General features: G+C 72.0%; 11 protein-coding genes. 5 read left to right on the top strand and 6 right to left on the bottom strand.

From position 1 onward, the window contains the following. Nucleotides 1-13: 13 nt before the first annotated feature. Genes GJQ66_RS06630 through allB form a run of 3 tightly spaced genes read right to left on the bottom strand, consistent with a single transcriptional unit; the run spans nt 14 to nt 4,124 of the window. Nucleotides 14-1,600, bottom strand: a complete 1,587-nt coding sequence (locus GJQ66_RS06630; protein ID WP_155048578.1) for an AtzH-like domain-containing protein — start codon at nt 1,598-1,600, stop codon at nt 14-16. Beyond that, nucleotides 1,597-2,733: an acetamidase/formamidase family protein gene (locus GJQ66_RS06625; protein ID WP_155048577.1), complete on the bottom strand. Its 1,137-nt coding sequence runs from the start codon at nt 2,731-2,733 to the stop codon at nt 1,597-1,599. The genes GJQ66_RS06630 and GJQ66_RS06625 overlap by 4 nt, the downstream gene beginning before the upstream one ends. Further along, a complete protein-coding gene (gene allB / locus GJQ66_RS06620; protein ID WP_368732748.1) occupies nt 2,730-4,124 on the bottom strand; it encodes an allantoinase AllB in 1,395 nt (464 codons plus the stop codon). The genes GJQ66_RS06625 and allB overlap by 4 nt, the downstream gene beginning before the upstream one ends. Before the next feature lie 96 nt (nt 4,125-4,220). Between allB and uraD the strand changes: the two genes are divergently transcribed. The 3 genes from uraD to hpxO are packed head-to-tail and all read left to right on the top strand — an operon-like array spanning nt 4,221 to nt 6,231. Continuing rightward, nucleotides 4,221-4,739 (top strand): 2-oxo-4-hydroxy-4-carboxy-5-ureidoimidazoline decarboxylase, encoded by a 519-nt coding sequence (uraD, locus tag GJQ66_RS06615; protein WP_155048576.1) that lies wholly within the window; start codon nt 4,221-4,223, stop codon nt 4,737-4,739. Nucleotide 4,740: 1 nt separating this feature from the next. Next, on the top strand, nt 4,741-5,061 hold the full coding sequence (gene uraH / locus GJQ66_RS06610; RefSeq protein ID WP_155048575.1) for a hydroxyisourate hydrolase: 321 nt from the start codon (nt 4,741-4,743) through the stop codon (nt 5,059-5,061). Continuing rightward, nucleotides 5,062-6,231 (top strand): FAD-dependent urate hydroxylase HpxO, encoded by a 1,170-nt coding sequence (gene hpxO / locus GJQ66_RS06605; RefSeq protein ID WP_155048574.1) that lies wholly within the window; start codon nt 5,062-5,064, stop codon nt 6,229-6,231. A 64-nt stretch (nt 6,232-6,295) separates the two neighbouring features. Here the strand turns inward: hpxO and mmsB are convergent, their stop codons facing one another. From mmsB to chvE, 3 genes are all read right to left on the bottom strand, one after another. Next, nucleotides 6,296-7,519 (bottom strand): multiple monosaccharide ABC transporter permease, encoded by a 1,224-nt coding sequence (gene mmsB / locus GJQ66_RS06600; protein ID WP_155048573.1) that lies wholly within the window; start codon nt 7,517-7,519, stop codon nt 6,296-6,298. Continuing rightward, nucleotides 7,516-9,066 carry a multiple monosaccharide ABC transporter ATP-binding protein gene (gene mmsA, locus GJQ66_RS06595; RefSeq protein WP_155048572.1) on the bottom strand — a complete coding sequence of 517 codons (1,551 nt, stop codon included), beginning with the start codon at nt 9,064-9,066 and terminating at the stop codon, nt 7,516-7,518. Before mmsA ends, mmsB begins: the two co-directional genes overlap by 4 nt. Nucleotides 9,067-9,137: 71 nt before the next feature. Beyond that, nucleotides 9,138-10,289, bottom strand: a complete 1,152-nt coding sequence (gene chvE, locus GJQ66_RS06590; RefSeq protein ID WP_155048571.1) for a multiple monosaccharide ABC transporter substrate-binding protein — start codon at nt 10,287-10,289, stop codon at nt 9,138-9,140. Between the two features lie 300 nt (nt 10,290-10,589). Here chvE and GJQ66_RS06585 point away from each other — a divergent pair, with 300 nt between their 5' ends. Both GJQ66_RS06585 and GJQ66_RS06580 read left to right on the top strand, forming a co-directional pair. Then, the gene (locus GJQ66_RS06585) at nt 10,590-12,116 is read left to right on the top strand and encodes a sugar ABC transporter ATP-binding protein (protein ID WP_155048570.1); all 1,527 of its coding nucleotides are present in this window, start codon (nt 10,590-10,592) and stop codon (nt 12,114-12,116) included. A gap of 11 nt (nt 12,117-12,127) precedes the next feature. Beyond that, complete coding sequence (locus tag GJQ66_RS06580; protein WP_155048569.1) at nt 12,128-13,345, top strand: ROK family transcriptional regulator; 1,218 nt, start codon at nt 12,128-12,130, stop codon at nt 13,343-13,345. Nucleotides 13,346-13,385: the final 40 nt, after the last annotated feature.

The raw sequence follows: 13,385 nt of genomic DNA, 5'->3' as shown, positions 1-13,385 counted from the left end.
GGTTCTCTCGTTCTCAGGCGGGAAGGGTCTCGTCGGCGATCCGGCGGGCGAGGCGCACGAGCGCGATGTCGGTCTCGGCGCGCGAGGCGACGCACACGCCGACGGGCGCGGGGCCGAGCTGGGACGCGACGGTCAGGAGCGGGATCGACACGGCCGGGATCCCGGCGATCGCGACGGGCGTGGTCATCCCGAGGGTCGCGGCGCGCACGGCGTCGACGCGCGCGCCGTCCGACGTGCGCATGGGCGCCGGCCCCGGCACGGTCGGCAGGAGCAGCTGCGCGTCGGCGACGAGGGCGTCGATGCGCTCCTTGAGCAGCGCGATCGCCGCTCGCGCGACCCGCTCGTCCTCCGGCGTGACCTCCGACGCGGCGCGGAACCGCGCGGCGACCGCGGCGCCCAGCGCACCCGGGTGTTCCCGGATCCACTCGCCGTTGTTCCGCCACGCCTCGGCGCCCTGGACGACGCGGAACGGCTCCTGGTACTCGGCGAGGGCGCCGATTGACACCCGCTCGACGGGCGCGTCAAGCGCCTCCAGGAAGCGCTCGAACGCCTCCCGCGTGGCCGGCTCGGCGGCGTCAAGCGCCTCGAGGGGGACAACGAAGCGGCGGGGCAGGTCGGCACCCGAGGCGCCGTACACGCGCTCGGTCGAGTCGGACCCGTCGTACGACAGGCACCAGTCGGCGACCCGCTGCAAGGTGTCGCCGTCTCGCGTGATCCAGCCGACCGTGTCGAACGACTGCGCGAGCGGGAGGAGCCCCTGGCGCGGCACGAGGCCGTGCGTCGTGCGGAGGCCCCAGAGCCCCTGATACGACGCGGGGACCCGCACTGATCCGGCAGTGTCGGTCGCGAGCCCGATGTCGGCCTGTCCGGTGGCGACGGCGCTCGCGGGGCCCGACGAGGATCCGCCAGGGAGCGCGCCCGGGAGCGCGCCGTTCGGGGGCGTGCCGTAGTGCGGGTTGTCGCCCGCGATCGAGTACGCGAACTCGTCGGTGCGCGCGATGCCGCGCAGGGACGCCCCCGCGCGCAGCAGGTCGCTGATGGCCGAGGCGGTGCGCGGCTCGGGCGCGACGGAGTCGACGTAGGTGGGGTTGCCCGCGCCGATGCGGTAGCCCTTCAGGGCGAACAGGTCCTTGACGGCGACCGTGCGGCCGGCGAGCGGGCCGTCCCAGGATCCCTGGAACAGCGGGTCTCCGACGGTGCGCCACATCGCGCGGTCGAAGGGACGCGGGCGGCCCGACACGTGGGCCGCGGCGATCCGCCACCCCTCGCCCGTACGCCGCCACAGCTGCGTCTGCAGGCCGCGGCCGCCGATGAGGAACCGCGACACGGACACGACGAGCGCCTGGTCGTCGCCGAGCGGGCGGTACTCGATCCGCTCGATCTCGCGTGCGGCGACGCCGCCGCGCAGCCCGCGGAACGCGCTGATCGCGTCGTGCCCGACGAGCAGGCCCGCGTCGTCGCCGCGCAGCGTGTCGGGCGCGTCGATGAACCAGCGGTCGAGCTCGTCGAGGTCGTTCGCGAGGATCGCCCGCTCGTAGGCGAGGAGCGCCTCGAGCAGCTCGGCGGGGACGGTGTCCGCCCCCGGGATCGTGTCGGTCATGCGAAGTCGGCCTCTCGGATGCGGGCGTGAACGCCGCAGGTGATGTCGACCACCTGCGAGATGTCGAAGTCGGCGGCGGCCGACAGGTAGGCGTAGGCGAGGTGTTCGTCCATCCCCCAGCGCGCCTGGAGGAGGTCGAGCGCTGCGCGGACGGCCTTCTTCATCGCCTCGCGCAGGTCGGGGTCCAGCCCCGTGGGCACGAGGAACTCCGGCGTACGCACGAGCGGGCCCGCGACCTCGCCGAACTCGCGCAGCGCCTCCTCACGCGGCACGACGTCGAACGTGAGCGTCGCGCGCAGCGACGCCTCGAGCGCCGTCAGCGCCACCTCGCCGTCGCCCTGCGCGAAGTGCGGATCCCCGACGTACGCGAGCGCCCCGTCGACCTGCACGGGGAGGAAGAGCTCCGTGCCCTCCACGAGCAGGCGGATGTCGATGTTCCCGCCGTACTCGGCCGGCGGGACGGAGTGCGGGCGCTCGTCGCGGGCCGGCGCGACGCCCATCGTCCCGAGGAACGGCGCGAGCGTGAAGGCGACGTCGCGCGGCCCGCCCTCCGTGCGCGGCAGGGTGCCGACGAGGGATCCGCCCCGTTCTTCGACCGCGGCGAACACGCTGACCGTCTCGCCCGACCGCGGCAGCACGCCGGGCAGCGCGCCCTTGCCGTGGCGGTTGCTCACGACGCCGTAGGGCACGCGCGGCACGAGGCGATCCACGCGGATCCGGAGGAGATCGCCGGGCCGGGCGCCCTCGACCCGGATGGGGCCCGTGACGACGTGCGGTCCGTCGGCGGCCGCGTCGCGCGGGCTCGTCGCCGCGATCTGCCGCGCGTCCTCGAGGACGGCGGCGGCCGGGACGCCGTGGCCGGCGAAGAAGGCGGCCGGGTCCTGCCCCTGATCCGGCAGGATCCCCTCGTGGCTGACGGTGTCGATGACGACCTGGTCGCCGGCCGCGATCGTGAGGACGGGCGCGTCGGCGCGGCTCGGCAGGCGACCCCAGAGGACGTGCTCGGGGCGCGCGCTGAGGTAGGTCGCGCCGTCGGGAACGCCCGCGTCGGGCTGGAGGATCTCGAGGCCGGCGAAGTCCGGCGCGCCCGCCGACGTGCCGAAGCGGTTGCGCGCCAGGGCGTCGGAGGTCATCGGGCGTCCGTCCCGGTCATGAGGCCCGTGCCGAGCTCGAGGACGCCCTCGAGCTCGCCGTCGCCGTCGTGCGGGAACACCTCGCGCCCGGCGCGGGCGGCGAGGCCCGCGCCGCGCGTGTAGACGCGCTCCCCCGCGAGGTAGGTCTCCTCGACCACGCCCGCGAGCTCGGCCCCGAGCCACGGCGAGGTGCGGTTGCGGTAGGCGAGGTCGTCGGCCTCGAGGGTGCGGGTGGCCTCGGGGTCGAACACGACGAGGTGCGCGGGAGCGCCGCGGACGATCTCGCCGCGCGCGAGGCGCACGATCCGGGCGGGGCCCGTCGTGAACAGGGGGAGGATCCGCTCGAGCGCGATGCCGCGGCGACGCGCCTCGGTCCACACGGCGGCGAGGCCGGTCTGCAGCCCCGCGATGCCGCCCCAGGCCGCGCCGAGGTCGGAGACGTTCTTCATGTCGAGCGTGGCGGGCGAGTGGTCGCTCACGATCGCGTCGATCGTGCCGTCGAGCACGCCCTCCCACAGCGCGTCCTGGTTCGCGGCGTCGCGGATGGGCGGGCAGCACTTGAAGCGCCCCTCCCCGTCGGGGACGCGCGCGGCATCGAGCGCGAGGTAGTGCGGGCACGTCTCGATCGTGATCCGCACGCCCTCGGCCCGCGCGGAGCGAACGAGGGCCAGCGTCTCCGCGGCCGACACGTGCACGATGTGGGCGCGCGCGCCCGTGCGGCGGGCCGCCTCGATCACGAGGCGCACCGCCTCGACCTCGGCCGCCGGCGGGCGCGACGCGACGAAATCGGCGAACACGGGGCCCGCGGCCTCGCCCAGGTGCTCGGCGAGCTCGGCGTGCGCGATGAGCAGACCGTCGACCGCGGCCAGTTCGGCGAGCGCGCGCTCGAGCTCGTCCGCGGAGAGGTGCCCGAACTCGTCGATGCCGCTCGGGGCCAGGAAGCACTTCACGCCGACGACACCCGCGTCGAGGAGCGCCGCGAGGGATCCGAGGTTCTCGGGCACGGCCCCGCCCCAGTAGGCCACGTCGACGGCCAGCTGGCCCGCGGCCGCCTCGCGCTTCGCAGCGAGCGCCGCGGGCGTCGTCGTCACCGGGACGGAGTTCAGCGGCATCTCGACGAGGGTCGTCACGCCTCCCGCCGCGGCGGCGGCCGTTCCCGTGGAGAAGCCCTCCCAGGACGTGCGGCCGGGCTCATTGAGGTGGACGTGCGAGTCGACGAGCCCGGGCAAGAGGACGTGCCGGTCGTCGACGACCACCTCGGCGTGCGGATCGAAGCGGCCGATCCCCGTGATCCGCCCGTCCGTGATGCGCACGGTCGCGGGCCGGAAGGAGTCGCCGACGAACGTGCGTCGGGCGGCGACCGAGGTCGAGGTGGGTGTATCTGGGCTCACGACCCCCACGGTACTTGGCGCGTGTGACGAACAAGAGACGGCGGGCGCGCCCCCGCCGCAACACCCGCGAAACGCGCCGCGGCATAGCCTGGACCCATGCTCCTCGACGACTTCCACCGGCTCCCCGCCGCCGAGGCGCGGGAAATCGTGCGCGTGTGGGCCGATGTCCCGGGCTGGGCCGACGCCCTCGTCGCGGGGCGGCCGTACGCCGACGTCGCCGCGCTCGCCCGCCGCGCCGACGAGCTCGCCGGCGCCTGGACCGAGGCCGACCTCGACGGCGCGCTGGCGCACCACCCGCGCATCGGGGACCGCGTGCCGTCCGCCGGCGCAAACGCCGACCACTCGCGCCGCGAGCAGTCGGCGATGCGGGACGCCGCGAGCGACGTGGCCCGGCGGATCGCCGAGGGCAACGCCGCGTACGAGGAGCGCTTCGGCCGCGTCTTCCTCATCCGCGCGGCGGGCCGCTCGCCCGAGCAGATCCTCGCCGAGTTCGAGCGCCGCCTGGGCAACGACGCGGACGCCGAGTGGCGCGAGGCCGCCGGCCAGCTCTCCCAGATCGCCCAGCTCCGCCTCGAGGAAGCGCTGGACGATGACGCGACCCCGGAGGCGCCCTGACATGCCCCACCTCACGACCCACGTGCTCGACGCGGCGAGCGGATCCCCCGCCCCGGGGATCCCGCTCACGCTCACCGCACCGGACGGATCCGTCCTCGCTCGCGCCGAGACCGACGCCGACGGGCGCGCCGGCCTCGGGCCGGACGTGCTCGCCCCCGGCGACTACACGCTGCGCTTCGACACGCGCGGCTACTTCGATGCCCGCGGCACCGCGGCGTTCTACCCGTTCGTGTCGGTCACCTTCACGGTCGCGGACGAGCGGCACTACCACGTGCCGATCCTCCTCAGCCCGTTCGCCTATTCGACCTACCGGGGAAGCTAGATGAAGATCATCGTCATCGGCGCGGGCATCGGAGGCACGAGCGCCGCGATCGCGCTCCAGCGCCTCGGGCACGACGTCACGATCTACGACCGGATCCGCGAGAACAAGCCGGTCGGCGCGGCCCTGTCGCTCTGGCCGAACGGCGTGAAGGTCCTCAACTGGCTCGGGCTCGCCGACGAGATCGCCGCGCTCGGCGGGCGCATGGACAAGATGGCCTACCTCGACGGCCGCACCGGCGAGACCATGACGCAGTTCAGCCTGGACCCCGTGACGGAGCTCACGGGTCAGCGGCCCTACCCCGTCGCGCGCGCCGAGCTCCAGCAGCTGCTCATGGACCGGTTCGGCATGGATCGCATCCGCCTCGGCATGACGATGGTCGGCATCGACCAGGACGACGACGGCGCCACGGTCACCTTCGCCGACGGGACGACCGCCACGGCCGACGTCGTCATCGCCGCCGACGGCGCGAACTCCCGCGCCCGCGCCTACGTGACGGGCGAGGACCACGCGCGCCGCTACTCCGGATACACCAACTTCAACGGGCTCGTCCCCGTCGACGAACGCGTCGGGCCCGCCGACCAGTGGACCACCTACGTCGCGGACGGCAAGCGCGTCGCCGTCATGCCCGTCGCGGGGAACCGGTTCTACTTCTTCGTCGACGTCCCGCAGCCCGCGGGCACGCCCTACGACCGCGCGGACGGCACGGCGCCCCTCGAGGCCGCGTTCGCGGGCTGGGCCCCGGGGGTCGCCGCGCTCCTCGAGGCGATCGACCCCGCCACGAGCCTCAACCGCGTCGAGATCTGGGATCTGGATCCGTTCCACACCTGGGCGCGCGGGCGGGTGGCCATCCTCGGTGACGCCGCGCACAACACGACGCCCGACATCGGCCAGGGCGCCTGCTCGGCGCTCGAGGACGCGTTCGTCCTGGGTCTCATGTTCGCGACCCACCACCTCAGCCCCGCCGACACCCTGAGCCGCTACGCGAAGGCGCGCTCGGAGCGCGCCGGCGAGCTCGTGCTGCGGGCGCGCAAGCGCGCGACCGAGACCCACGGCTTCGAGCCCGGCGTCACGGAGGCCTGGTACGACGGACTCCGCACCGAGACGGGCGAGAACATCCTCCGCGGGCTGGTCGGAAACGTCACCGGCAGCCCCACCTCGTTCGGGCTCTGAGAGCGAGGCGGCCCGGGGCCCGCACGCCATGGCGTGCGGGCCCCGGGCCGTCCGAGCGGGCAGGTCAGCGCGCGATGCCCGCGCGGCGCTTGTTGTAAATGTCGAACGCGACCGCGAGCAGGAGCACGAGGCCCTTGACGATCTGCTGCGCCGACTGCGGCACGCCCATGAGCGACATGCCGTTCGACATGACCGCCATGACGAGGCCACCGACGAGGGCGCCGGTCACCCGGCCGATGCCGCCCGTCGTCGAGGCGCCGCCGATGAAGCAGGCCGCGATGACGTCGAGCTCGAACATGTTTCCCATGCCGGGCTGCGCGCCGTTCGAGCGGGCGGAGAAGACCGCGGCCGCGACGCCCGTGAGCATGCCCATGTTCACGAAGATCCAGAAGTTCATCTTCACGACGTTCACGCCGCTGAGCTTGGCCGCGGCCAGGTTGCCGCCGACCGCGTAAACGCGGCGGCCGAACACGGTGCGGTTCGTCACGACCTGGTAGGCGAGAATCAGCACGCCCAGGATGATGAGGACGATCGGGAAGCCGCGGTTGTACGCGAGCGCGAAGGCGAAGGCGATGACGACCGCCGCCACGACGACGAGCTTGATGACGAACAGGGGCAGCGACTCGACCTGCTGCAGGTAGGCGACGCGCGCGCGGCGGTCCCGGACCTGCATCGTGACGAAGCCCGCGACCGCGAGCACGCCGATGAGCATCGTGAAGATGTCGAGGGTCTGCGGCTGCGCGAGCAGCCCGGATCCCTGTCCGATCACGATCTCGCCGAAGACGCCGTTGACGAAGCCCGAGGCCACGTCCTGGTAGGCGTGCGGGAACGGCGACAGCGACACGTTCTCGAGCACGGTCCAGGTCAGGCCGCGGAACAGCAGCATGCCCGCGAGGGTGACGATGAACGCCGGGATCCCGACGACCGCGACCCAGAAGCCCTGCCACACGCCGACGACGATGCCGGTGGCGATCGCCGCGATGACGCCGACCCACCAGGGCATGCCCAGGCGGATGACGAGCACGGCCGACACCGCCGCGGCGAACGCGAGCACGGATCCGACCGACAGGTCGATGTGCCCCGCGACGATCACGAGGATCATGCCGAGCGCCATGATGAGGATGTGCGCGTTCTGCAGCACGAGGTTCGTGACGTTCTCGGGCGCGAGCAGCGTCCCGTTCGTCAGGATCGTGAAGAGGATGATGATCGCGACGAACGCGATGTAGATGCCGGAGGTGCGCAGGTTCCGCGTGAGGAGGTCCTTCGCCTCGACGAAGACGTTGTTCATGCCGCGGCCTCCGTGCCGGTGTTCTCGATGGTCATGAGGGTCATGAGCTTCTCCTGCGTCGCGTCCGCGACGTTCATCTGGCCGGTGATGCGGCCGTACGCGAGGGTGTAAATGCGGTCGGCGATGCCGAGCAGCTCGGGCAGCTCGCTCGACACGACGATGACCGCCTTGCCCTCGGCGGCGAGGGCCTGAATGATCTCGTAGATCTCGTACTTGGCACCGACGTCGATCCCGCGCGTCGGCTCGTCGAGGATCAGCACGTCGGGATCCGTGAACAGCCACTTCGACAGCACGACCTTCTGCTGGTTGCCGCCGGAGAGGTTGCCAACGTTCTGCATGACCGTCGGCGTCTTGATGTTGAGGTCCTTGCGGTACTGCTCGCTGACACGGATCTCCTCGTTGGCGTTGACGAGAGAGAGTTTGTTGCTCAGCTTCTCGAGCGCGGCCGAGGTGATGTTCGTGCGGATGTCCGTGACGAGGTTGAGGCCGTAGTGCTTCCGGTCTTCCGACACGTAGGCCAGGCCGTTCCGGATCGCGTCGGGCACGGTGCGGGTGGAGATCTCCTCGCCCCGCAGCTTCACGGATCCGCTGATATCGCGGCCGTACGAGCGCCCGAAGATGCTCATCATGAACTCGGTGCGCCCCGCGCCCATGAGGCCCGCGATACCCACGATCTCCCCCGCCCGGACCGAGATCGAGGCGTTGTCGACGACGACGCGGCCCGCCTGCGCGGGGTGATACACGGTCCAGTTGTCGACGCGGAAGACCTCCTCGCCGATCTGCGGCGTGCGCTCGGGGAAGCGGTTGTCGAGCGACCGCCCCACCATGGCCCGGATGATCCGGTCCTGCGAGGCGTCCGGCGCGTGCATGTCGATCGTCTCGATCGACTCGCCGTCGCGGATCACCGTCGTCTTGTCGGAGACCGCCTCGATCTCGCCGAGCTTGTGGCTGATGATGATCGAGGTGATGCCCTCGTCGCGCAGCGAGCGCAGGAGACCGAGCAGGTGCTCGGAATCGTTGTCGTTAAGCGCCGCCGTGGGCTCGTCGAGGATGAGGAGCTTCACGTCCTTCGTCATCGCCTTGGCGATCTCGATCAGCTGCTGCTTGCCGACGCCCAGCTGGCCGACGAGCGTCGTCGGGTTCTCGTGGAGGCCGACGCGCTCCATGTACTTCGCGGCCTCGTGGTTCGTGCGGTTCCAGTCGACGAGACCGCGGGTGCGGCGCTCGTTGCCGAGGAAGATGTTCTCGGCGATCGACAGGTCCGGCACGAGCGCCAGCTCCTGGTGGATGATGACGATGCCGATGCGCTCCGAGTCGCGGATCGACCCGAACTGCACGGTCTCGTTGTCGAACCGGATGTCGCCGCCGTACGTGCCATGCGGGTAGACGCCCGACAGCACCTTCATGAGCGTGGACTTTCCGGCGCCGTTCTCGCCGCAGATCGCGTGGATCGCGCCGCGCTCGACCTCCAGGTCGACGCCCTTGAGCACCTTGACGCCGGGGAAGTCCTTCGTGATGCCGCGCATCTCGAGGATGACTTCGGACATGGTGTCCCCTTCAATGTGTGTGGGGATGGGCGCCCACGCACGGCGGGCGCCCATCCTGCCGCCTGGTGTCGTTACTCCGCGACGCCCGCGGCGATCTCGTCCTCGGTCCAGTAGTCCGTGTCGATGAGGAGCTCCTGGATGTCATCCGCCGTGACGATGTCCGACTCGAGCAGGAACGACGGGACGACCTTGGTGCCGTTGTCGTACGTGTCGGTGTCGTTCGCCTCCGGCTCCTCGCCCGAGGCGTAGGAGGACGCGGCGTCGACGGCCTGCGTGGCGAGCTTGCGGGTGTCCTTGAAGATCGTGGCGTACTGCACGCCGCGGTCGATCATGGACACCGACGCGATCTCGGCGTCCTGGCCGGAGACGACCGGCAGGCCGTCCTCGATCGTGTCGCCGTAGCCGGCGTTCTGCAGCGCCGTGATGATGCCGCGCGAGATGCCGTCGTAGGGCGAGAGCACGCCGTCGAGCTGGCCGGATCCGCCGCCGTAGGTCGACGTGAGCAGGTCCTCCATGCGCTTCTGGGCCGTCGCCTGGTCCCAGCGCAGCGTCGCGACCTGGTCGAGCTCGTCCTGCCCGGATCCGATCGTCAGGCGACCGTCCTCCAGGTACGGGGCGAGCGTGTCCATCGCGCCGCCGAAGAAGAAGCCCGTGTTGTTGTCGTCGGGCGAGCCGGCGAACACCTCGATGATCTTCTCCTCGTCGAGGCCCGTGTCCTCGTAGTTCTCGTCGAGGTAGCCGAGGCCGCGCAGGAGCGACTGCGCCTGCTGGACGCCGACCTGGTAGTTGTCGAACGTGACGTAGAAGTCGACGGCCTCGGTGCCGTTGATGAGGCGGTCGTAGGCGATGATCGGGATCCCCTTGTCGGCGGCCGACTCGAGCTGGCTGGCGAGGGCCGTGCCGTCGATCGACGCGACGATGAGGATGTCCGCACCGTTCGTGATCATCTGCTCGATCTGCTGCTGCTGGGTGGGGATGTCGTCGTTGGCGAACTGGAGGTCGACCTCGTAGCCGGCCTCCTCGAGCTGCGACTCGACGGCGTCGCCGTCGGCGATCCACCGCTCGCTCGTCTCGGTCGGCATCGCGACGCCGACGCGGATGTCTTCCGCCGCCGCCTCGCCGCCCGAGCCCTCGGATCCGCCATCGCTCGCGCAGCTCGCGAGGCCGAGGCCGAGTGCCATGGCGCCCGCGACGCCGACTGCTCTCAGGACAGTGCGCTTCATTGCTGTGTCTCTCTTCGTTGAGTGTCGGAGCGCTCCCACGCCAGGCACATCGGGATGTGCCGCGCGCCGGGACCGCATCGTGCCCGGCGGAGGTCCGCCGCACGTGAGTGTGGGGCTGGCGCCCGCCCCGTCCTCGGGGTGTGGGCGACCGGTGAACCTGACCGCTGACAGGAAGAATACATATTGCGGGGCCTGCGGACAAATAGTTTTCGCCTACCATCAGGTCACGGTGTGGCAACGACTTCGCCGCCCGCACGAACCACCGGCGTCGTCCGCGATTCAGAGAGGAACGCCCCGTCCATGCCCGCACCGGTCCTCAGCATGTCGCGGATCACGAAGCGCTTCCGGGGCGTGACGGCCCTCGACGACGTGTCGCTCGACGTGCTCCCGGGCGAGGTGCACGCGATCTGCGGCGAGAACGGCGCGGGCAAGTCGACGCTCATGAACGTGCTGAGCGGCGTGCACCCGGCCGGGTCGTACGAGGGCGCGATCCGCCTGGCCGGCGAGGACGTCGCGTTCCGGTCCGTCGCCGACAGCGAGGCCGCCGGGGTCGTGATCATCCACCAGGAGCTCGCGCTCAGCCCCTACCTCTCGATCTCCGAGAACATCCACCTCGGCAACGAGCTGCACCGCCGGGGGTTCCTCGACCGCCGGGCCGAGGCCGAGCACACGGCCGAGCTGCTTCGGCGCGTGGGGCTCGACGAGAATCCCGCGACGCCCGCCGGGGAGCTCGGCATCGGCGCGCAGCAGCTCGTCGAGATCGCGAAGGCCCTCGCCAAGGACGTGCGCGTGCTCATCCTCGACGAGCCGACCGCGGCGCTCAACGACGCCGACTCCGACCGCCTCCTGGGCCTCGTCGACGAGCTGCGGTCCTCCGGGGTGACCGCGATCCTCATCTCCCACAAGCTGCGCGAGGTGATGCGCGTCGCCGACCGGATCACGGTGCTGCGCGACGGGGCGACGATCGACACGATGGACGCGGCGGATCCCGCCACGAGCGAGGCGCGCATCATCCGCGCGATGGTCGGCCGCGACCTCGACAGTCTCTTCCCCCCGCGGGATCCGGACATCCGCGAGGAGGTCCTGCGCGTCGAGCGCTGGCGCGTGCACCACCCCTCGGATCCGCGGCGCGTCGTCGTCGACGACGTCGATCTGTCCGTGCGGGCGGGCGAGATCGTCGGGCTCGCGGGCCTCATGGGCGCGGGGCGCACGGAGCTCGCCATGAGCATCTTCGGGCGCTCGTACGGCGCCGACATCTCGGGGCACGCGTTCGTGCGCGGCGAGGAGGTCGACATCAGCACACCGGCGCGGGCGATCGCGCACGGCATCGCCTACGCCACAGAGGATCGCCGCGCCTACGGCCTGAACCTCGCGGCCGACATCCAGACGAACATCTCCTCCGCCGCGCTCGAGCGCCTCGCGCGCTTCGGCATCGTCGACCGGCTCGGCGAGCGCAAGGTCGCCGACGCCTACCGCGACAAGATGAACATCAAGGCGCCGAGCGTGGCGAGCGGCACGGCGGGCCTCTCGGGCGGCAACCAGCAGAAGGTCGTGCTCGCGAAGTGGATGTTCACGAACCCCGACGTTCTCTTCCTCGACGAGCCCACGCGCGGCATCGACGTGGGCGCGAAGTACGAGATCTACGGGATCATCAATCAGCTCGCGGCGCAGGGCAAGGCGATCGTCGTCATCTCGTCGGAGCTGCCCGAGGTACTCGGCCTCTGCGACCGGATCTACGCGCTCGCGCGGGGGCGCGTGACGGGCGAGGTGCGGCGCGAGGACGCGTCGCAGGAGACCCTCATGCGCTTCATGACGGCGACGGCGTGAGGGACGAAGCGATGACGAGGGTCCCCGAGACGACAGGGCGCGGCCCGGCCGCGCGCGCCGCCGTGCGGACGACGAACGAGGAGGTCCGGCAGCAGAACCTGGCGACGGTGCTCGGGCTCGTCCGCGCCGAGGGCCCGCTCTCGCGCTCGCACATCGGATCCGCGACCGGCCTGAACCGCTCGACCGTCACGGCGCTCGTGACCGAGCTCCTCGAGCTCGCCCTCGTGCGCGAGGCCGACACGGCGCCGACGGGCCGCGTGGGCCGCCCCTCCCTCGGCGTCGCGGCCGACGACACCGTCGCCGCCCTCAGCATCCGGGCCGAGCCCGACGCCGTCTCGGTCGCGCTCGTCGGGCTCGGCGGCGCGGTCCACTCGCAGCTCAAGCACGACCTCGCGAGCGCGCCGAGCCCCCGGCGCTTCGCCCAGGTCGCGGCGTCCCTCGTCGACGCCATGCGGGCCGACATCGAGCGCCACTACCGACTCGTTGGGGCTGGCCTCGCGGTTCCCGGCCTCGTCGACGCGACCGGATCCGTCCTCGTCGCCCCGCCCCTGGGCTGGCGCCGGGAGGCGGTCGCCTCGCGGCTCTCGTCCGCGCTCGGCACGCCGGTCGCCGCCGGCAACGACGCGTCGGTGGGGGCGATGGCGGAAGCCCGGTTCGGGATCGCGCGCGGCACGGAAAACCTGCTCTACCTCAGCGGATCCGCGCACGGCGTCGGCGGCGGCCTCATCATGGACGGCACCCTCGTGCGGGGCACGTCGGGGTTCGCGGGCGAGCTCGGCCACACGGTCGTCGATCCCCGCGGCCGCCCGTGCGCCTGCGGGCGGCGCGGCTGCCTGACCGTCGAAGTAAACCCGGAGCCGCTGCTCGGCCTCCTCGGGCGGCGCAAGCTCGACGAGGACGACCTCGACATCGAGCTCGGGGTCTCGCGCAACGCCCGCGTCCGGGCCGAGCTCGAGCGCCAGGTCGAGGTGCTCTCGCTCGCCCTGACGAACTTCGTCAACGCGTTCGCGCCCGAGAAGGTCGTCCTCGCCGGATACCTCGGGGTGCTGCTCGCCGCCAGTCGCGAGCGCCTGTCGGAGGCCGTGCGCGTGCACCCCGTCGGGTCCGACGGGCGGGCGATCCGGCTCGAGCGCGCGCAGATGCGCTCGCGCCTCATGCAGATCGGGCCCGCGGAGCTCGCCTTCGCGCGACTCCTCGCGGATCCGGCCGGCCGCGCCCCGCGGGCCTGACGCCCTACTGCTTCGTCGTGCGCTCCACGCGCCCGGATCC

It is taken from the genome of Microbacterium sp. ZXX196 (genome assembly GCF_009709595.1).
GTDB lineage: Bacteria > Actinomycetota > Actinomycetes > Actinomycetales > Microbacteriaceae > Microbacterium > Microbacterium excoecariae.
This window is presented reverse-complemented; position numbering and strand designations above follow the sequence as displayed.

Bases quoted from the DNA above. Each gene is read 5' to 3' on its own strand.
- GJQ66_RS06630 (WP_155048578.1), bottom strand. From the start codon at position 1,600: ATGACCGACACGATCCCGGGGGCGGACACCGTCCCCGCCGAGCTGCTC.
- GJQ66_RS06625 (WP_155048577.1), bottom strand. From the start codon at position 2,733: ATGACCTCCGACGCCCTGGCGCGCAACCGCTTCGGCACGTCGGCGGGC.
- uraD (WP_155048576.1), top strand. From the start codon at position 4,221: ATGCTCCTCGACGACTTCCACCGGCTCCCCGCCGCCGAGGCGCGGGAA.
- uraH (WP_155048575.1), top strand. From the start codon at position 4,741: ATGCCCCACCTCACGACCCACGTGCTCGACGCGGCGAGCGGATCCCCC.
- hpxO (WP_155048574.1), top strand. From the start codon at position 5,062: ATGAAGATCATCGTCATCGGCGCGGGCATCGGAGGCACGAGCGCCGCG.
- mmsB (WP_155048573.1), bottom strand. From the start codon at position 7,519: ATGAACAACGTCTTCGTCGAGGCGAAGGACCTCCTCACGCGGAACCTG.
- mmsA (WP_155048572.1), bottom strand. From the start codon at position 9,066: ATGTCCGAAGTCATCCTCGAGATGCGCGGCATCACGAAGGACTTCCCC.
- chvE (WP_155048571.1), bottom strand. From the start codon at position 10,289: ATGAAGCGCACTGTCCTGAGAGCAGTCGGCGTCGCGGGCGCCATGGCA.
- GJQ66_RS06585 (WP_155048570.1), top strand. From the start codon at position 10,590: ATGCCCGCACCGGTCCTCAGCATGTCGCGGATCACGAAGCGCTTCCGG.
- GJQ66_RS06580 (WP_155048569.1), top strand. From the start codon at position 12,128: ATGACGAGGGTCCCCGAGACGACAGGGCGCGGCCCGGCCGCGCGCGCC.